Annotated in this window: 15 protein-coding genes and 1 pseudogene; 5 read left to right on the top strand and 11 right to left on the bottom strand. The window is 65.9% G+C overall.

Annotation, left to right across the window (positions count from 1 at the left end; genetic code table 11):
- Positions 1-61 precede the first annotated feature (61 nt).
- Positions 62-376: a hypothetical protein gene (locus G3N96_RS12740; protein WP_046546935.1), complete on the top strand. Its 315-nt coding sequence runs from the start codon at positions 62-64 to the stop codon at positions 374-376.
- Positions 377-560: 184 nt separating this feature from the next.
- Here G3N96_RS12740 and G3N96_RS12735 read toward each other — a convergent pair whose 3' ends face one another.
- From G3N96_RS12735 to G3N96_RS12725, 3 genes are all read right to left on the bottom strand, one after another.
- Complete coding sequence (locus G3N96_RS12735) at positions 561-800, bottom strand: hypothetical protein (protein ID WP_241022617.1); 240 nt, start codon at positions 798-800, stop codon at positions 561-563.
- A 385-nt stretch (positions 801-1,185) separates the two neighbouring features.
- The gene (locus tag G3N96_RS12730) at positions 1,186-2,478 is read right to left on the bottom strand and encodes a divalent metal cation transporter (protein WP_206137433.1); all 1,293 of its coding nucleotides are present in this window, start codon (positions 2,476-2,478) and stop codon (positions 1,186-1,188) included.
- A 103-nt stretch (positions 2,479-2,581) separates the two neighbouring features.
- Entirely contained in the window at positions 2,582-2,965 is a 384-nt protein-coding gene (locus tag G3N96_RS12725; protein WP_206137432.1) for a hypothetical protein, read from the bottom strand.
- 252 nt (positions 2,966-3,217) lie between these two features.
- On the opposite strand from G3N96_RS12725, the gene G3N96_RS12720 reads away from it, so the two are divergent.
- From G3N96_RS12720 to G3N96_RS12710, 3 genes are all read left to right on the top strand, one after another.
- Complete coding sequence (locus tag G3N96_RS12720) at positions 3,218-3,658, top strand: Hsp20/alpha crystallin family protein (protein WP_124581215.1); 441 nt, start codon at positions 3,218-3,220, stop codon at positions 3,656-3,658.
- A gap of 15 nt (positions 3,659-3,673) precedes the next feature.
- Positions 3,674-4,081, top strand: coding sequence for an Hsp20/alpha crystallin family protein (locus G3N96_RS12715; protein WP_089459410.1), 408 nt, complete (start codon positions 3,674-3,676; stop codon positions 4,079-4,081).
- Positions 4,082-4,271: 190 nt separating this feature from the next.
- Positions 4,272-4,835: an Hsp20/alpha crystallin family protein gene (locus tag G3N96_RS12710; protein WP_206137431.1), complete on the top strand. Its 564-nt coding sequence runs from the start codon at positions 4,272-4,274 to the stop codon at positions 4,833-4,835.
- Between the two features lie 161 nt (positions 4,836-4,996).
- Here G3N96_RS12710 and G3N96_RS12705 read toward each other — a convergent pair whose 3' ends face one another.
- The 6 genes and pseudogenes from G3N96_RS12705 to G3N96_RS12680 form a co-directional block, all read right to left on the bottom strand.
- A complete protein-coding gene (locus G3N96_RS12705) occupies positions 4,997-5,251 on the bottom strand; it encodes a hypothetical protein (protein ID WP_206137430.1) in 255 nt (84 codons plus the stop codon).
- Positions 5,252-5,298: 47 nt separating this feature from the next.
- Positions 5,299-5,427, bottom strand: a pseudogene (locus tag G3N96_RS12700) (hypothetical protein); the annotation flags it as partial.
- Positions 5,424-7,754: an EAL domain-containing protein gene (locus G3N96_RS12695; protein ID WP_206137429.1), complete on the bottom strand. Its 2,331-nt coding sequence runs from the start codon at positions 7,752-7,754 to the stop codon at positions 5,424-5,426. The pseudogene G3N96_RS12700 and the gene G3N96_RS12695, both read right to left, overlap by 4 nt.
- A gap of 53 nt (positions 7,755-7,807) precedes the next feature.
- Positions 7,808-9,907: an EAL domain-containing protein gene (locus tag G3N96_RS12690; protein WP_346778891.1), complete on the bottom strand. Its 2,100-nt coding sequence runs from the start codon at positions 9,905-9,907 to the stop codon at positions 7,808-7,810.
- A 77-nt stretch (positions 9,908-9,984) separates the two neighbouring features.
- Complete coding sequence (locus G3N96_RS12685) at positions 9,985-10,311, bottom strand: hypothetical protein (RefSeq protein WP_206137427.1); 327 nt, start codon at positions 10,309-10,311, stop codon at positions 9,985-9,987.
- A gap of 113 nt (positions 10,312-10,424) precedes the next feature.
- Positions 10,425-12,122, bottom strand: coding sequence for a M4 family metallopeptidase (locus G3N96_RS12680; RefSeq protein ID WP_124581207.1), 1,698 nt, complete (start codon positions 12,120-12,122; stop codon positions 10,425-10,427).
- Between the two features lie 676 nt (positions 12,123-12,798).
- Between G3N96_RS12680 and G3N96_RS12675 the strand changes: the two genes are divergently transcribed.
- Positions 12,799-13,329 carry a toxin gene (locus G3N96_RS12675; RefSeq protein ID WP_124581205.1) on the top strand — a complete coding sequence of 177 codons (531 nt, stop codon included), beginning with the start codon at positions 12,799-12,801 and terminating at the stop codon, positions 13,327-13,329.
- A gap of 23 nt (positions 13,330-13,352) precedes the next feature.
- Here G3N96_RS12675 and G3N96_RS12670 read toward each other — a convergent pair whose 3' ends face one another.
- Together G3N96_RS12670 and G3N96_RS12665 are read right to left on the bottom strand one after the other, a co-directional pair.
- Positions 13,353-13,760 carry a VOC family protein gene (locus G3N96_RS12670; protein ID WP_206137451.1) on the bottom strand — a complete coding sequence of 136 codons (408 nt, stop codon included), beginning with the start codon at positions 13,758-13,760 and terminating at the stop codon, positions 13,353-13,355.
- Between the two features lie 422 nt (positions 13,761-14,182).
- Complete coding sequence (locus tag G3N96_RS12665; RefSeq protein WP_206137426.1) at positions 14,183-17,797, bottom strand: YadA-like family protein; 3,615 nt, start codon at positions 17,795-17,797, stop codon at positions 14,183-14,185.
- Positions 17,798-18,317 lie beyond the last annotated feature (520 nt).

Raw genomic sequence — 18,317 nt, 5'->3', positions numbered from 1 at the left:
GCGACGCTCGGTGCATCCTCGCGCGGCGTTAGAATAGCGCCCCTTCTCACAGGAGACGAAAATGTCCTGGTTCGTTTACGAAGTGCCCGAATACCACGAAGACGCTGCGCGCATCGAGCCCTTCAGTGACCTGCGTAGCCGTGTGCTGCAAATCAGTGGCCCGGCCATGGCCGACGAACTGGAAAGCGTTCGCGAGAACGCCGCGGCGACGGTCGACAGCCCCGAGCGCCCGCTGCGCACGCCGGAAAATCCGCATGTCTTTCCGATCCCTTACGCCGACTCCATGATCCTGGTCGGGTTCATCTTCGATCTGAAACGCGAATTCCGGCAACTGGTCGTGTCACCCGTGGAAATGCCCTGGTTGAAAGACGCATAAAGATGGAGTGGGCACGCACCGATGCGCGTCGCGGTTTCGTTGCGTCACGGCCGCGGTCCGGCTGGCCGGCGGGCTTGTTTATCGCCAACCTCGCCGTGCCGGCCATGAGCCGGTTTGACATTGAAAAAGCCGCCGGACGGCGCGATCGCCGCAATCGCGCGGCGGCTCGTCCGGCGTCACCGGATTATCGTTCGCTGACCTTCACGCGCGGCAGCCATTCGGCCTCGGCGCCCTGCGTGCCTTTCAGATGAGCAGGCGTCGCGTCCTGCGTATGCGCGTCGAAGCGGCGTGCCGCCTCGGTGTCGAGATGCCGGCCATCGAACGTCGACTGGCGACGAGTAATCATGTTGATGCGAAGGCGTTTTGCCGCCATGGTCGGTATTCCTTGAGAAAAACGGTACTTCGCCGACTGGCGAAATGCCATAGATTTACGCGAGAAAGATGTCGCTGCGATGACGCGGCGCGCGGGGCGAATCCCCCGCGATCGCATGGCTTGCCGCCTGCACCGCAGCGGCCGGTGCCCGGGCCGCCCGCTCCATCGCCTCAAGGTAGCGATGGACGCAAGCCACTCGTGATGGACAAGCAGCAGCGCGTCGAGTTCAGTTTGCCCGGCGGTCGCCAAGGTCACGCGTCACCGCTCTGCGCCCCTTCGTCCTTTTGCCGTTCCAGGTGACGACCTGTGCCGAATGAATCGGCTATGTCGAATACCGAAACCGAACGGCACCCGCCACGCATCGGGGGCCGCCATGCGGGAATAGGACGCCGAGCCAATCGATCTTTTCGGCGACTTCCGAGCCGCCTGCCGGACTTCAGCCCGGCACAAAAATCCCCGCGGCTGCAATTGCCATTGCAAGGGTTGCAAGCCACCCCCCCCAAGCAAGCGGTCCCGCAATGGCGAACTCACCCATGATCCGCTTGCTCCGAGCCATCAGCATCATGATGACCATGATGGGGACCGCCGTTACCCCGTTGATCACCGCGCTCCAGTACAACGCCCGGATCGGATCGAAATGCATGAACGTGATGGCAACGCCCCCCACGGTTGCCAGTGCGATGACCGCATAGAATTCTCGCGCGAGCGTCAACTTCAGGGCGAGGCTGTTGCGCCAGCGGAATGTGCCGGCGGCCGCGTAGGCGGTCGATCCGGCGAGCACCGGCAGCGCCAGCAGGCCGGTGCCGACGATCCCGAGCGCGAACAGCATATAAGCGAAGCGACCCGCGATCGGCGCAAGGGCCCGCGCGGCGTCAGCCGACGTCTTGACCTCGATGTGGTGCGCATGCAGCGTCGCCGCGGCGGTGAGCACGATGAAGAAGGCAATGACATTCGATACGCCCATCCCCAGCCAGGTATCGAAACTGATTCGGCGCAGTTGCGCGGGGGCCTGGCGGGGAACGCGGCGAAGCGGCCCCTCGCGCGGCGCGGATTGCAGTTCCTCGACTTCCTGCGAGGCCTGCCAGAAGAACAGGTACGGGCTGATGGTCGTGCCGAGGACAGCGACGACCGTCGTGAGGTAGTCCGGCGTCAGCACGATATGCGGCCATACGATCGCACGGCCCACCTCGCTCCACCGGATCGGGACGATCAACGCCACCGCCACATAAGCGAGCAGGATCAGCGCCGTCCACTTGAGAAGGCGTGCGTACCGTTCATAGGGAACGAACACCTGAAGCACGACCGACAGGCCACCCAGCCCGACCACGTAGAGCTGGTGCGGCCCGGGGAGCAGCAAGCCGGCCGCGGCGCCCATCGCCGACAGGTCGGCGGCGATGTTAATGACGTTGGCGATCATCAGCAGCACGACCGCGCTGTAGAGCAGCCACATCGGGTAGTGAGCCCGCATGTTCGATGCCAGCCCCTTGCCGGTCACTCGCCCGATCCGCGCGCTCACCAGTTGGATGGCCGTCATGAGCGGGTAGGTCAGGAGGAGCGTCCACAGCAATTCGAATCCGAACTGCGCGCCGGCTTGCGAATACGTACCAATGCCCGACGGATCGTCGTCGGCCGCGCCGGTAATCAAGCCGGGGCCAAGCCGACGTACCCAGTTCGGACCGGTGGGCTTATGCGCGGTTTTATCGAATTCGAGCGGTTCAGGGTCGTTCATGATGGCGGCCTCCCGATTCGGCCTCAGCAATTCACGTACCCGTCCCTTGCGGTCGCCATCCGATACGCGCTATCGGTGCGCCGCCCCGTGCCGCCCCGGCCGATCATTGGATCGGCGACGTCGTACCCAGCTTCTCCGACAGCATCCGCTCATACACGCCGAAGTGCAGATCGACCTCCTTTTGCGTGACGGGCGTGACCGTGATGTTGATCTGGTCGGGCAACAGGCCCAGCACCACCGCGACGGCCGCTTCGAGTTGCGGCGCACAAGACTTGTCCTCCGCCATGGTGGTGCCAACGACGACGTCGTAAGTCTTTTCCTGCCGGCAGACGACCTCGACGAGTCGCGCCCGCGCACTCATGTTGTTGTCGATCGCAAGCCGGACGACCTCCGCCACGGTGCGCATCGACTCGGTCGGAAACCCCCTCGTCGAACGCAGCCGAATACGGTGTCTGCCGAGCGTGATCCAGTCCGTGTCGAATTCCATGGTGTCCTCCGCAACGCAGTACCGATTCGCCGCGATGATAGGGTCCCGCGCAACAATTTCAAGGGCAAAAAATGACGTTTCCCCCTTGAAATTCTCCGCAGACTTCCTATCTTAAGTTTCGCTCAGGCAGACGCGGGTCGCTTCATTCCGCGTGCTGCGTGTTTCGATTTGTTTGCCATGCAGTCCGGCAGGCGAACTGGAGCGCGTAGGCCCGTTCGCCTCCATGCTGCGACAAGCCAGGAGGATAAGATCATGAGCGATCTCTATTTCGGAACCGACCTCTTCAGCGAGTTCGACCGCCTGCAGCAACAGATCGCGCAACGCTTCGGCGGTTTCCCGTCCAGCATTCGCGCGAGCCGTTTCGGCACGTTCCCTCAGATCAATATCGGTGCGACAGACGATTCCATCGAGATCGTCGCGTTCGCGCCCGGCGTCGACCCCGCCGCGCTCGACGTGTCGATCGACAAGGGGCTGCTGACCATTGGCGGCGAACGCAAACCGGCACAACCCGACGCCGGGGGGGAGCGGCGCACCTATGCGCAAGAGCGCTTTGCCGGAACGTTCCGGCGGGTCATCGAGCTGCCCGAGGCCGCCGATCCCGACAAGGTCCAGGCGCACTACGAAAACGGATGTCTATCCATCAGGATTGGCAAGCGCGAATCGTCCCGGCCGCGCGCCATCGCTATCCAGTAAGAGAAGGAGCCGATCATGAACGACACGACCCAATTGGCAGAACGCGACTCGTCTACCGTGGCGCGTCGCGAAACCGGACAGCCCGTGCGCCGCATGACACTCGTGCCGGCCGTCGACGTCTACGAGGACAGTCAAGGCGTCACACTGTGGGCCGATTTGCCCGGCGTGACGAAGGACAAGCTGGACGTGAAGGTTCACGACAGCAGCCTCCTGATCGAAGCCGAGGCCATGGTGCCGACGCCGGCCAATCTGCGGCTCCAGCATGCCGAGGTTCGGGAGCCGCATTTCGCCCGCACGTTTACGCTGTCGGCGGATCTCGACTCGTCCAGGATCGAGGCGAGCCTTCAGGACGGGGTGCTGAAGCTGACCATCCCGCGCCGCGACGAAGCACGTCCACGACGCATCGAAATCAAGACCCGCTGACGCGTCATGAGCCACGGCGCAGCACGCGCCCCTGCGTCGACGCAGAACAGGATCAGCGACGCTTCGCTGCCTGAGTCGACGCAGGCGCATGGGTGAGGACACGCGATCCCGTGACACGAATCACGGCGCGTGTCCGCACCGGACGGCGACGCCAGGCTCGAAACCGACTGGAGATCAACCGGAGGACGCCATGAATGCCGATCCGAAAAAGTGGAACCCCTTCAAGTTCCTTCGCGGGGCTACCCGCAAGTCCGACGCGGAAGGCCCGGACAGTCCGCCGACAGGCGAGCCGGGGCGGGCGTCGTGGCCCGACATTTCGCGGCTGTTTTCACGAGAACCATGGCGCGCCATGGAGGAATTCCTTCATGACCCGTTCGCCGGCCACGGCGCGCTCGAACGGTGGTTCGGCGACTTCAGTTCGTCGCGCTTCCAGCCGCGCATCGACGTCGTCGATGAAGGCCCGGTGCTGCGCGTGACCGCCGAACTGCCCGGAATGGAGCGCGAAGATCTGAAGGTGAGCGTCGAGGACGGGGCGATCGTGCTGCGCGGAGAGAAAAGGCAGGACGTGCGCAGCGAAGAAAACGGCTGCTACCGGCTGGAGCGCGCCCATGGACGCTTCGTGCGCACGATCCCGATGCCGGACGATGCCGACCCTGAGCACAGCTTGGCAAAGTTCGACAACGGTGTTCTCACGTTGACCGTCCCGAAATCGGAGCCGACCAGGTCCACCAGTCGCACGATCGATATCGGCTGACGTAGCCCAGACCGGGCACCCCGGCGGGAATCCTTGCGGCGAACCGGCGAGCGAGCTGCGGTTGCCTGGCATCCACCCGGCCAAATCAGGATCGGGAGGACAACTGATGGATGCCAGCGCGCGTCATACGCCGCGTGGCGGCTGGAACCGGCCTGGCCGATTCAGTCTTCATCCATCAGATAGCGAATCACGAGTGCCGGATCGGCGATATCGAGGATCAGTCGGCGAAGAATCCGTCGGCGCATGTGGTCCGCGTCGAGGCTCCAGGGCGCCCCCTTCTCGTTGAGATAACGGGTGATGGCGTCCCGGTGATCGGCGTTTGCCGGCAAGTCGAGCCGAACGGCCAGCAGTCCTGCCACGACGTCGTCCAGCTCGATGTCGAGCGGTTTCGAGTCAATGCAAAGTTCGAGTTTCATGTCGATCATCGGCAAAAAGGCGCGCCGCATGATTGGCGGGCAGCCTGCAGCCGGCCACTGCCGACCGCGACGACTTCACCCTGCTCGGGCTTTTCCGCGGCCGAATCGGGAATCACGATGCCCGAGGCCGTCGTCCGCTGCGTCTCGATTCGCCTGGCCGTTCCGCCACCGCTCACGCCTGCCTGGCCGTGGCCTGCGCCGCCAGCGCGGCCCGCTCGATCCAGCGGATGGCCGGCGCATCCTGCTCGCCCGGCGCGGGCTTGCCGATCAGGAAGCCCTGCACCTCGCGGCAGCCGGCATCCGTGATGCACGCCAGCTGCTCCTCCGTCTCGACGCCCTCCGCGACGGTCGTCACGCCGAGACGCTTGCCGAGATCGGCCACCGTGCGCACGACGGCCGCGCAGTCCGGGCGCGTGACCGCATCGCGCACGAAGCTGCCGTCGATCTTGATCTTGTCGAACGGGAACGCGCGCAGATGCGCGAGCGACGAGAAGCCGGTGCCGAAGTCGTCGAGGGCGACGCGCACGCCCATCGAACGCAGTGCGCGCAGGTCCGCGATGGCCTTGCCCTCGTCGTGCAGCAGCGCGGTTTCCGTCACCTCGATTTCCAGCCGGTCGGGCGCGAGGCCCGCGCCGGCCAGCGCCGCCGCGAAGATCGGCGCGATCGTGCCGTGGCCGAGCTGCCCCGCCGACACGTTGACGGCCACGCGCGCACCGTCGGGCCAGCGCGCCGCCTCCCGGCACGCTTGCTCGAGCACGAAGCGGCCGAGCCGGTCGATCAGGCCGCCGCGTTCGGCCACCGGAATGAAGCAGCCCGGCGAAATCCAGCCGGCGCGCGGATGATGCCAGCGCAGCAGCGCCTCGCGCGCCGTGATCTGGCGGGTGAGGACATCGACGATCGGCTGGTAGAACACGTACAGCCCCTGGTTCTCGTCCAGCGCAACGCGCAGCTTCGATTCGAGCGCAACCCGCTCCTGCGCGCTCGTTTCCATGTCCGGCGAAAACATCCGGTAGGTGCCCTTCCCGGCTTTCTTGGCCGCATACAGCGCCATGTCCGCGCGGGACAGCAGCGCGCCGGCGTCGTTGCCGTGATGCGGCGCCAGCACGCAGCCGATCGATGCGCCGATGCGGAACGGCCGGTCGGGCGACGGCGCATAGGGCGCGACGAGCGTGTCGACGAGCCGCGCGGCCGCGCCCATCGCGCGGTCCGCGTCGGTGTCGCGCAGCAGCACCGCGAATTCGTCGCCGCCGATGCGCCCCAGCATCATCCCCGGCTCGGGGCACTGCCCGCGCAGGCGCTCCGCGACCTGGCGCAGCACCGCGTCGCCCGCCGAATGCCCGCACGCGTCGTTGATCAGCTTGAAACCGTCGAGGTCGATGAAGAGCAGCGCGAGCAGCTTGTCCGAGCGGCGCAGGCTCGCGTCGAATTCGGCCAGGAAGGTCGCGCGGTTCGGCAGGCCGGTGAGCGAATCGTGATGCGCGAGCTGGTGAATGCGCGCCTCCGCCTCAGCCTGCTGCGTGACGATCGACCACGACAGCATCGGGCCGATGTAGCGCCCCTGGGCGTCGCGCACGGCCGAGACCTGGATGTCGAGCACTTCCGGCCCGAGCGGAATGCGGGCCCGATGCGGCAGGTTCGCCGGATCGGCGAGCAGGCGGCGCTGGTGCTGCGGGTGCGGGTGGAAGAAGTCGATCGACGCGCCGAGCGCGTCGTCCGCGCGGATCGGCAGCAGGTGCTCGATCGAGCGCAGCAGGTTGCGCGACGTCGCGTTCAGGTAGTTGATGCGGAACGTCTCCGGGTCGACCGTCATCACGGCCACCGGCATGTCGTCGATCATCCGCATCAGCCGCGTCTGCGCCTGCTCGCGCAGACGCGATTCGTCCTGCGCGTCGACGGTGCGCAGGACGCTCCGGTAGTTGACGGAGATGACGGCGATCAGCGACGCCGACACGAAGGCCATGTTGACCGCCGTGGCGACGAGTGTCGGCTGGCCGGTCGAGATGAAGAACACGATGAACGCGACGTTGACGATCAAGGCCACGCTCAGCGCGGCCGTCCGCAGGTACATCAGGCTGAAGACGCACCCGATCATCGTGATCGCCATGTAGAACGCCACCTGGGCCTTTTGCCACGCATCGCCGTACGGGAACAGCAGCAGCGCCCAGGTGGTGAACGTCACGGCGACCGGGATCACCAGCCAGTTCGTGACCGTGAGCGCGCGCATCACGGTGTCGGGCGTCGGCGCCAGCAGCCGGGTGCGGTGCCAGTGCAGCAGCCGCGCGAGCGCCGCGAGCGTCATCGCGGCCGGCATCGCGACCGACAGCCACCACGGCGTGCTGCCGAGGTGCGTGACGGCGAGGCTCCAGGTGCTCGAGATGAGGATCAGGTACGACACCGGGATCTGGCCGGCGAATACCCGGTATTGCGCCGCGAGCAGGTCCGGGTTCCGGTCCGGCGCCGCGAGGCTTGCCAGTCTTGCCATCCGTGCGTAGAGGATTTTCATGTGAGCCTGCCGGCGGCAACCCGGGCGCGGGCGGCCGTGTCCGGCGTCGAGGGTTACCCGCGCGGGTCCGGGTCGAGACCGGCCGCGACGGCCGATTCGGACGCAGGAGCCGCCGTGCGGACGCGGTTGGCGCCGGTCAGCGCAATCTGCCCGCTGCCGACGATCTCGTTGAGGGGGGCCGGCCGGCCGAGCAGGAAGCCCTGTGCTTCGTCGCAGCCTTCGTCGGCCAGCAGCGCCAGCTGGTCGCGCGTCTCGATGCCTTCGGCCAGGATCGGAATGCCCAGGCTCTTGCCGAGCGCGAGCACGGCGCGGATGATCGCGCGATCCTGCGGTTTCGCTTCCGCGTCGGCGACGAACGACTGGTCGAGCTTGATGCGGTCGAACGGGAACGAGCGCAGCGTGTCGAGCGACGAATAGCCGGTACCGAAATCGTCGAGCGCGATGCTCACGCCCAGCGCCTTGATCTGCCGCAACGTGTCGAGCGCACGCTCGCGGCCGGCGAAGATCGTCGATTCGGTCAGCTCCAGCTGCAGGCGCGACGCCGGCAGGCGGGTGGCTTCGAGCACGTCCGCCACGAGCGCCGTCAGGTCCGCGTGCATGAACTGCACGGCCGATACGTTCACCGCGACCGCATAGGGCGGCTCCCACGTGGCCGCCCGCGCGCAGGCCTCGCGCAGCACCCATGCGCCGATGTCCAGGATCACGCCGTTTTCCTCGGCGAGCGGAATGAACTCGGCGGGCGGAATCGTGCCGAGCGTCGCATGCTGCCAGCGCAGCAGCGCCTCGTAGCCGCGGATCTCGCCGGTCGCGAGCGACGTCTGCACCTGGTAGTGGATGCTCAGCTGGTTGTCGGCCACCGCACGGCGCAGGTCGGCCGCGAGGCTGCGGCGCGCGCGGACGATCAGGTCCATCGCCGGCTCGTAGAAGCAGATCGATTGCGCGATGCTGCCCTTCGCGCGGTACATCGCGAGGTCCGCGTTGTTGATGAGGATGGCCTTGGTGGCGGCGTCGTCCGGGTAGATGGCAACGCCGAAGCTCGCGCCCGGCACGACCTCGTAGTCGTCCAGCCTGACCGGCTTGTAGAGCGCCGGCTCGAGCCGTTCGAGCAGATCCATCAGGCGTGTGTCGTCGTCCATCCGGCAGAGCGCCGCGAATTCGTCGCCGCCGATGCGGGCGACGAATTCGCCTTCGCGCAGCAGGTTCGCCATGCGGCGCGCGAGGATGCGCAGCACCTCGTCGCCGGCGTGGTGGCCACGCAGGTCGTTGATTTCCTTGAAGCGGTTCAGGTCGATGCCGATCAGCGCGAGCTTCGTGCGTTGTTCCTGCGCCAGCGCGATTTCGAGGTCGAGCCGCTCGTTGAAGCTGGCCCGGTTGGGCAGGCCGGTCAGCATGTCGCTCAGCGCCAGCCGGCGCAGGTGTTCGAGCGATTCGGCCCGCACGTTGCTGTCGATCACGTAGCTCACGAGCCCCGTGCAGACGATCACGAGCGACGTGCCCGCGACCGCCAGCGCGAGCGGACGCAGCTCGCTCATGTCGGTCCAGTTGCCGTCGAGCATCAGCGGCGTGATGCGCAGCGCGGACATCCCGGTGAAATGCAGCGCGAGGATCGCGAGCGACAGCACGCCGGCCATCTGGTTGACGGCGTGCGGCGACGGCCGCATCGCGAGGTGCAGCGCAAGCGCGGCGAGCGTCATCGCCAGGACCACCGACGCGATCAGGTAGCCGACGTCCCACGACACGATCCCCTCGACGCGCCACGCGAGCATGCCGGTGTAGTGCATCAGCACGATCGCCACGCCGACGATCGCGCCGCCGAGCGCGGGCGCGACCTTGACGATGCGGCAGGTCGTCAGCGCGAAGCCGATCGTGCTGCCCACGACCGCGATGAGCAGCGACACGAGCGTGAGCGGCAGGTCGAAGTGCACGGGCGCGCCGGCTTCGAAGCCGAGCATCGCGATGAAGTGCGTGCACCAGATCGCCACGCCGGCCGAAATGGCCGTCAGCACCTGCCAGCCGAGCCGCTGCGTGCCGACGGTGTTCACCGTGCGCTGGAACAGGCGCGCGGTGACCCACGAGCCGCCTGCGCACAGCAGTGCGGCAAGCAACACCAGCCAGTGGTTGTGCCGATGAACGATGCACCCGAAAACTGTCACCAAAACCTTTCTTCCCCTATCCGTCGCATGGGCCGATGCCATGCCCGATCGACGCGGCGGGAGCCATGCCGCTTCGATCAGGCGCGCCCACCAGATATCGGCATGTGATGAATAAACTGAACGCCGCGCGGCCGCGCGCAAACGATTGCCGGCAGATATTTTTTTGGAAAAAAGTGCCGGAACGAGGCGGGGTGGGTAGCGGTGGTTCGGGCTGCGACGGCGCCCGAGAATATCGCGCTCAAACGGCACGCCGGCGAACCGGTGATCGACAGGACGGAACGCGGGCGTTCCGACGAACGGCGCGACGGGTGACGCGTCGCGACGAGATCCGCGAGACAGGCGGCGGGTGGAATGAAAACCGGATGCTGAAAATCGACCGCCTGCAATCGCAGGCGGTCGATCAACGGCTGGCCACTATTCGCCCGGGCATCGCGTGGCTTCGACCGGTTCGCCCTTCTTCGAGGCGAAGGGTCCACCACGCGCGCGCCGGGCGTTCAACGCATTCACACAACCGCCATCAATTCACCCCGACCGCACTCCACGCGCGCGCGACCGCGGCGCTTTCGGCCGAGTTCGTGCCATACAGGTCGTTCGCCGCCTGGATCGACGCACGACGCGCGTTCGGGTAGCTCGAGTTGGCGTTCAGGTACACGGTCAGCGTCCGGTACCAGATCTTCCCGGCCTTCTCGCGACCCACGCCGCTGAAGGTCGTGTCGCCGTTGCAGACCAGCTGCGCCTTCGTCAGGCCGGTATCGGTCGACGGCACCGTCGGGCCTTCCGCGAGCAGGTAGAACAGGCGGTTGCCGACGCCCGACGTGAAATGCGGATCGTGGCGCGGATTCGACCACGAGAATCCGCCGGACGGGTAGCAGCTGAACGACCGGCCGTCGAGATCCTGCTTGTACATCTTGCGCAGGCCGCCGCTCACCACGCGCGCCCCGATCACGTAGTTGCCGGGATCGTTCGGGTTGTTGGCGTAGTACTTCACGAGCGTGCCGAAGATGTCGGACGTCGACTCGTTCAGGCCGCCCGCGTCGCCCGAGTAGTTCAGGTTGGCCGTGGCCTCGGTCACGCCGTGACTCATCTCGTGTCCGGCGACGTCCACCGACACGACCGGTTTCGGCAGGCTGGTGCCGGGCTGGCCGTCTCCGTACACCATCACGTGCGAATCCAGCCATGCCGCATTCGCGCCGGTCGTGCCGCTGCCCGTGTTGAATACGACGTGCGCGTAGCTCTTCACGCCGCGGCCGTCATTGAAGATGCCGTTGCGGTTGTGCGTCGTCTTGTAGTAGTCCCAAGTCAGCGCGAGACCATAGTCGATGTCGGCGGCGACTGTCTGACGGTCGGTGGTCGTATTGTTGCCCCACACGTTCGTGCTGCTCGTGAAGATCGGCAGGTCGGTCGCCTGCTCGACGTCGTCCGAGGTCAGCCCGCGGCCGTCGTAGACCGAGCCGGAGCCGCGGCTCGGATCGAGCATCCGATATGCGTTCGTGCCCGTCTGGTCGGTGGTGAGCGTCAGGTTGCCGTAGTACAGCGAGCGGCCGGTGCCGGTCGCGGCGGCCGTCTTGATCAGGTCCTGCGCGTCGAGCACGGTGCCGGTGCGCGCATCGACGTAGTACAGCACCGCGTCGCCATGCACGTCGGTCGCCTTGCCGTAGACGCGCACCGCGTAGGCCAGCGTCGGCGTGACGTCGCGTGCGAACACGACGAGTTCCGCGTCATCGACGCGGCGCACGTCCGAGTTGAAACGCGCGGCTGCGATGCGCTTGACCCGGGCAGCGCCGATGTCGGGTGCGTTGCGTACGACCGCGCGGTCACCCACCTTGCCGATCGTGCCGGCGAGATTGATCGGCGCGAGCTGGGTCACGCTCGCCTGCTTCAACTGCCCCTTGCTCGAATGGACGACCACGTCGCCACCGATCACGGGCAGGCCCGCGTAGAAGCGGTCGAAACGCACGTGCTCGGTGCCGTCGGGGTCGACGATCACGTCGCGCACCTGGAACTGATCGCCATCCGCCGGCGCGCTCGCCTGCGGCCCTGCGAACTTCAACGTACGTGCCGCGCCGCCGGCTGCGAGGCTGAAGGCGGACGGGTTCTGCTGGATCAGTTGCAGTGCCTTGTCGACCGTAGCCGACGGGTCGCCGGCCTGGGCAAAAGCACTGAGACTCGCGACGGTAATCGCGGAGATGGACAGCAGACGAGACAGTTTCTTCATGTAATCCCCCGGCTTATAAGTGGGTGATGTTCGAGGAATGCATCAAGTACAGACTTTGATGTAAGACATGTCACGAACCGCAGAGGGATGCTAGAGGGTCATTTTTATAATTACAAGATATTTTCCGACAGTTTATTTTTTACTGTCATCGTCGTTAATCGAGTCATGGTTTGGTGAGAAATTTGAAATGGTCTCGTCGGCTGCGATAGCGGGATCGACAAGGTTGCGTCGGGGGGAATGTGCCGGAGAGGCCGGTGCTGCCTGGGAAAGGCCGTACGTGGCGCGGGTCGGGCAGGACGGATGACGTAAAGCCGGGGTAAAGCGCCGGACACTACTTGCTTTATTAAATATTTATTGGGATTGTTACCATTGCCGGCGAGCCAATGAAACGCTTAATAGCCCTTCGATTCTCTATTTAGACGGCGATGCCTTTGAATTCGTAGTTAAAGGCTGCCGAGCGACGCACGAGATAATGCTTTCTACGAATCGTTCGCTTCGGCGGCGCGTTCGTGCGCATCGCTGACGGCGGTTGCCATGCTGTTCGGAAACCGTGACCGTTGCACGGGCAACCATCGGGGAACGGTGTGCCGGCGGCGTCGAACCGATCGAGGAGGCAGCGCCATGTCGGGGCATGAGGCACAATACGCGGCTTCAAAATTCAACCGCGGCCAAACCCATGCGCGTCGTCGTCGTTGGAACCAGCGGAGCGGGGAAATCCACTTTCTCCAGCGCGCTGGCGGCAGCAGCCGGCTGCCCTTACATCGAGCTGGATCGCCTCTACTGGGGCCCCGACTGGACAGCCGTGCCGCCGGCGCAGTTCGAGAGCGCCGTGCTGGCCGCGACGGCCGGCGACCGCTGGGTCGCCGACGGCAACTACAGCGCCGTGCGCGACGTGCTCTGGTCGAGCGCCACGCACGTGGTCTGGCTCAACTTCGGACGCCGGACGGTATTCTCCCGGGTGCTCTGGCGCACGTTGAGCCGCGGGCTCATGCGCACCGAGCTTTCGCACGGCAACCGCGAATCGCTGCGGATGGCGTTCTCGCGGGAGTCGGTGCTGCTGTGGTCGTACACCACGTTCGCCAGGAATCGCATCAAGTTCGCCGCCCTGCGGGACGACCCGACCTTCGCGCATCTGCACTGGACGGAAATCACCCGGCCGTCGCACACCCGCGCGGTCATCGACAGGCTGGCCCGCGCCGGCGGTTGAGCGCGGTGCGACGCGTACCTGGATCAGTCGTCGAACGTGCCTCGATATTCCGGCGCGGCATCCGCGCGCGTGTTCAGTTCGAACATCACGCCGCCCGGTGCGCGGCAGAAGAAACGCGAACCGCGCCCGTTGTTGAAGACGTCCGTCACCATCTCGACGCCCTCTTCCCTGAAGCGCTCGAACAACGTGCGAACCTCATCGAGGCTCGGCAGTTCGAACCCGACGTGGAAATTCGCCGGCCATGCCGGCATATCGTCGCTGACGTGATCGATCACCACGTCGAAGCCCGGGCGCTTGAGGATCCAGGATTGTTCCCAGCTTCCCGCGATCGTGAAGCCGAGGTGCCGCTCGAAGAAGCGGGCCGTCGCCCGTGTGTCGGCCGACGGGAAGCTCAGGTGGTTGAGCTTCATGGTTTGCGTAATGGCAGTCATTGCGAGTCCCTGTGATGCGTGGATCGGCGGAGGCCCCATGCCGTTCCGCCCGACGCATTCAGAATACGAGCCGGCGCTCACGTTCGACAACTCGCATTGGCCGCACGTCCGGACCGCCCGCGAACCCGCATGAAACCGTGGGCCGGGGCGTGGTTGTGATCGCCGCGGATCGCGCTATTCGCATTTGGCCGGGACCGGCCGGAACACCCTCGTTTCGCTTGTTTGCCGCGTGAACCCCGGGCGCAAGGCAAGCGGCAAGGACTACCGAGCGCGCGTGGCGCATCCAGGTCGCGCTGCGTGACGCGTCAAGCGTCGATGGCCCGAGGGTGACGAACTCACCCCGGGCCACGGATTTCCCGCCGGTGCCGGACATCACGACCACTGCCCGGCACCACCAGTCGATCATTGCTGCGCGGACAACGTCAGAACTGGTAACCCGCGCCCACCACCGCGCCGAAGTCCGAACGCGCATTGCCCGTCACCGACGCCTTGACGACCCAGCGGTTGCTTTCCGTCACGTACGAGTAGCCGGCGGCGAAACCCTGCTGGCCGTGATAGTTCGACGTCGCCGCCGAGACCATCGAGCGGCCCGCGCCCGTCGGTTGCGGCAGGCCGGCCACGGCCATCGCCGATGCCACGCCGCCGTACATGTCCTTCTTCAGGTCGTTGAACGAGTTGTACACCTGGCCGATGCGCTGGTCGGTGTAGCCCTTCGCCTGATTCGACGCGGCCGACAGGTTGTCATTCAGTTGCTGCACGTTCACCGCGTCGGTGGGCGCGGTGCCGGCCGCGACGTTCGTGACCTGGCGCTCGCTGCCCTTCGCGCCGACCGAGAACGAATTGTCGCGATCGGCGACGGAGCCCTGGCCGACCGCCACCGCGTTCTTGCCGGTCGCGGTTGCCGTCGACCCGATCGAACCCGCATCGGCACGCGCGATCCACGACGTGTTCGCATCGGTCACCGCCGCACGGATCTGGTCATTGGCCGCGACGTTCTTCAGCGCATTGTTGAACTGGCCCATGTTGACCGCGTCGTTGTTGTTCACGCCCGCCGCGACGCCGGTCAGCACGCGGTCGCCCGACGTGCCGGAGAAGTTCACGCTGGTGCCGCCGCTGTCCTTCCCGACCGTGATCGCGCCGTTCGGATCCTGCTGCTGCACGAGGCCGGCCTTGCCGTTCGCGATGTTGGTCACGTTACCCTGCAGGTTCGTGATGTCGGTCGTGTTCTTCGCAACCTGCTGGTTGGTCGCGTGGAGCTGCGAGCCGTTCACCGCGTCCGTGCTGGTTGCGCTGAGCGTCCCGGCCTGCACGTTGGTGATGCGTGTGCCGCCGGCACCGCCGAGCGTGATCGAACTCTTCGAGCTGTCGTCGTACTGCACCGCGAGCGCGCCGAGCTGGTTGAGACTCGACTGCACACCCTTCAGCTGCTTCACGTTCACCGCGTCCGTATCGTCGGTGCCCGCGGCGACGTTCTTCAGCACGACGGCCGCATTCGTGTCGCCGCCGATCAGCGATACCGAATTCAGCCGGTTGCCGTTCGTGTCGACGTCGTACTTGACGACGTTCTTCACGGCCTCGCCCGCCTGGTTGGACACCTGCGTGATCTGCTGTTCGAGCGACGACTTCACGCCCGACAACTGGCCGCCGTTCACCGCGTCCGTGCTGCCCGCGGCGATGTTGCCGTCGGCCACGTTCGTCAGCTTCGTCGGTGCGCCGCCGCGCGCCGCGTTGTAGGCGCCGGCCTTCGGGTCGAACTGGAGCGCGTCCTGTTGCAGCCCGGCGATCGCGGCCGTGTTGCCGGCGATGTTCGTTTCGGCGTTGCCGATGCGCGTTTCGTGATTCTCGAGCGTAGTCGTGTTGCTGCCGACGCGGCCGTCGAGGTTCGTGAGCGCGTCGCCGACGTTGTTGAACGAACCGCCGCCGACTTTATAGGCCGGCGCGCTGATCGAACCGTCCGGATTCGCCGTTGCACCACCGCCCAGCGCGGCTGCCGTGCCGTCGGTCGCGCGGCGCAGTTGCGCGCCGTTCACCGCGTCCGTGCTGGCGGCCGCGACGTTGCCTGCCGCGATATTGGTCAGTCGCACCGCACTCCCGCCGTTGCCTGCGCCGAGCGAAACCTGCTTCTTGCTCGCGTCGTCGTACTTCACCGCAAGCGCGTCGAGCTGGCTCGTGCCGTCCTGAATCGCCGCGTTCAACTGGTCGACGTTGACGGCATCCGTGCCGTTCTTGCCGGCCGCGACGTTGCCGATGCGTTGCGGTCCGTTGCCGCCATGGCTCGCGTCGTAGGTGCCCAGGGTCGCGTTCCACTGGAGTGCGTCCTGCTGAAGCGCGGCGATGTTGCCCGTATTCGTCGTCACCTGGTTGCCGAGCGTCGTCACGTTGTTGCCGACATTCGTGATCGACTGGTTCAGCGTGTCGGTCGCCTTGCCGAGCTGGCCGACGTTCACCGCGTCGCTCGCGGCAATGCCGTCCGCCACGTTGTGCAGGCCCACCGGCGACTGCGCGCCCTTGCCGCCGAGCGTCACGCCGCCGTGCGCGTCATCGTCGTACTGCACGGCGTTCTTCGTCGCATTGCCGATCTGGTTCGTGACCGACGTGCTCAGGTTGCCGAGCGTCGTGCTGAGGTTGTTCGTCACGCTCGTGCTGAGCGACGACAGGCCGCCGTTCAGTTGCCCGACGTTCACCGCATCGGTATTCGCGACACCGGCCGCGACGTTGTGCAGCGTCGTGCCGTTCGTACCGGCGAACGTCACCGAGTCGAAGCCGCTTTGGCCGTCGTACTTAACGTTGCGTGTGTCGGCTGCCTGCAGGTTGCTGATGTTCGTCGTCGCCGTGCTCAGCGACGTGTTGATGCCGGTGACGCTGGCCTGCAGGTTCGTGATGTTCGACGCCGCCGTCGAAATGGACGTCTGCAGCGGCGCGACGCTGCCCTTCAACTGGCCGACGTTGACCGCATCGGTGTCGGCGACGCCGGCCGCGACGCCGTTGATCGTCGTGCCGTTGGCGCCGTCGAGCGCGATCGCCGCATGCGAATCGTCGGTGTATTTCACGACGTTCTTCGTTGCGGTCACGATGCTGGTGCTGAGGCTGTTGCCCACGTTGGTCACGCGCTGGTCGACGTTCGAGATCGTGGTCGACAGCGAATTGCCGACCGACGTCACGCGCGCGTCGACCGTGGCGATGCTCGTGCTGAGCGTGCCGTTCACGTTCTTCAATTGCTGGACGTTGACGGCGTCCGTATCGGCCGCGCCGGCCGCGACGTTCTTGAGCTGGCGCTCGTTGCCGATCGCGCCGAACGACACCGCGCCGCCAACCGGCGCGGCCGTGCCGCCGAACACCGGCGTGCCGCCATTGTTCGCACCGACGCTGCCGGAACCGATCGCCACCTGGTTATTGTCGTTCGTCTGCGCACCTGCGCCGATCGCGACGGATTGCGTGCCGCCGGCGCGCGTCTGGGTGGCCGCGTCATACGACGCGCCGGCCGACACGCCGTCGCTCGACGTCGGGTTGGCGCCGCCGATCGCCACCGAGCGATCGCCGCTGGCGAGCGCCGAGTGGCCCAGCGCGATCGAGCTCGTGCCGTGCGCATCGGCGACGTTGCCGAGCGCCATCGAGAAATCGCCGACCGCGGCCGACTGGCGGCCGATGGCGAGCGCCGTGTTGCCTTGCGCGACGGCTACCGTGCCGATGGCCGTGGCCGAGTTCGCCAGCGCCTGCGCACCGACGCCGACCGCGATCGCGCCGCCGCTGCTCGTGCCGCCATTGCTGCTTGCATTCGACTGGTCGCCGATCGCGATCCCGCTGGTGCCGGCCTTGGCATTCGTGCCCATCTTGACGTTTGCCGTGCTCACGGCCACGTAACTCCCGCTCTTGGTCGCGACACACAACGGGTTCGTGCCGTCGATGCACTGACCGCTCAGCGCGTTGTCCGGGTTGCCGCGATCGACGAAATTGTCCGCATGCGCGGCACCCGAGATCAGGACACCTGCACCCGTGAACATGGCGGTGGCAAGCGCCGAAATCTGCTTCCTCTTCATGGTCTTCTGCTCCGTTTTGTAGCGTTTGGTTTGAATAGGGACTACTTACTTTTGTTGAAGACTTCAGCTGCGATTGCGATGGCGACTTCAGTGCGGAACCCGATGCCCGTGCGCGGCTCGAGCGTGCCGAAGACGGCACGCATCGTCCGCCCGTGGCGACGGGACGTTCGAAAGCGCGGGCACGTCGTTCGTGCGACGGCCCGTTCCGTTAATCCAGGTAATGCATTAGGAATGCATATCGTTTTATATGGGCGAATTCGCCCAGCGACTGAATCCGGAGATTCAACCCGCCGTTATGGACACCCCTGATTTGATGTCGCGCCGACCGCGACCTACCCCGCTTCTTTTATTTCATCCACGGCAACCGGATTTTCGCTTGCGCGCAACGGACATGCGTTCGGAGTCACATCAATTGATGCCTCGGACCCGAACCGCACAACGTCCGTCACAACCCGCCGTGCCTTGCGTTGCTCGGTGCAACCCTGCACTCAAAGTTCGGACGAATTATGAGACACGATTT

Origin of the sequence: Burkholderia sp. Se-20373 (assembly GCF_017104705.1) — a bacterium.
GTDB lineage: Bacteria > Pseudomonadota > Gammaproteobacteria > Burkholderiales > Burkholderiaceae > Burkholderia.
The sequence above is the reverse complement of the archived record's forward strand: the minus strand, read 5'-3'. Positions and strand labels throughout refer to the sequence as shown.